Source organism: Methylobacterium sp. J-048 (assembly GCF_022829515.1).
Taxonomy (GTDB): domain Bacteria; phylum Pseudomonadota; class Alphaproteobacteria; order Rhizobiales; family Beijerinckiaceae; genus Methylobacterium.
The window spans coordinates 1-985 of the sequence record NZ_JAKSYL010000203.1; the positions used below are offsets into that span (position 1 = coordinate 1).

Below are 985 nucleotides of genomic sequence, written 5' to 3' on the forward strand. Positions count from 1 at the left end.
CGAGCCGGGGGATGCCAGCAAAACATACTCCGGATTTACCGTCAATAACAACACGTATTATAGCTTTAACAGTTACATTGATGACGATAGCAGCAGCAAAAGCGGTAGCTGTGCAATCATGGCGTCAGGAACCTCTTTCAACACGGCGGAAGGTCGAGCCTGCAAATACGTCAGTCCGTATAATCCTGCACCAACAAGCTTAAATTCATCGACCGGTATTCCCAACGGCCCTAATTTCGGTTGTACGACGCAGCCTCTTCAGCGCCTGACAAACGACACCACAACCTTGAAGAGTCTCATCAGCAATATGGCGCCGCTGGGCTCGACGAACATCCACGAGGGCTTCATGTGGGGGTGGCGCACACTGTCGCCGATCAGTGTATTCGCGGACGGTGCAGCCTACTCGTCGAGTTCAAACAGCTCGAATGCCACAACTATCAACAAGATCCTTATCTTAATGACCGATGGCACTAATAGTTGGGCAACGAACCCATACTCTCCAAATGGGTCAATGTATTTCGCTGCCGGTTATTTTCAGAACGCCAACGGTACGAACCCAAACCCACGCCTACCTTCAACTAACCAGAACATTTCTGACACTGCCAGTTCTAGGAATGCCCTTGACGCACTTACTGCCCAGGCGTGCACTAACGCCAAGGCAGTCAACGTCTCGATCTACACGATCGGTTTCAGCATTCCGTCCGATCCGATTGATGCGGCTGGACAGACCCTCTTAAAGAACTGCGCCTCGTCATCAAACCAGTTTTTTATTGCCAACACTTCTGACGATCTAATTGCAGCCTTCAAGCAGATCCAGGCGAGCATCGGCGCCTTGCGGCTGACACAGTAGGCTGCTGAACCTACCCTTCAATAGGCGCCTTGGCCTTCCGCGGCCGCCCAGCAGCGCGCTTCGGCTTATCGGAGACGGTCTCTGCAGGCTCGGCGGCCTTCGGAGCCGCCTTCCTGCGCTGCTGACCAAGCCCGA

Annotated in this window: 1 pseudogene; it reads left to right on the forward strand. The window is 53.5% G+C overall.

Going from position 1 to position 985, the window contains the following annotated elements:
* Positions 1-850: pseudogene (locus tag MKL09_RS20450) on the forward strand (hypothetical protein); the annotation flags it as partial.
* Positions 851-985: the final 135 nt, after the last annotated feature.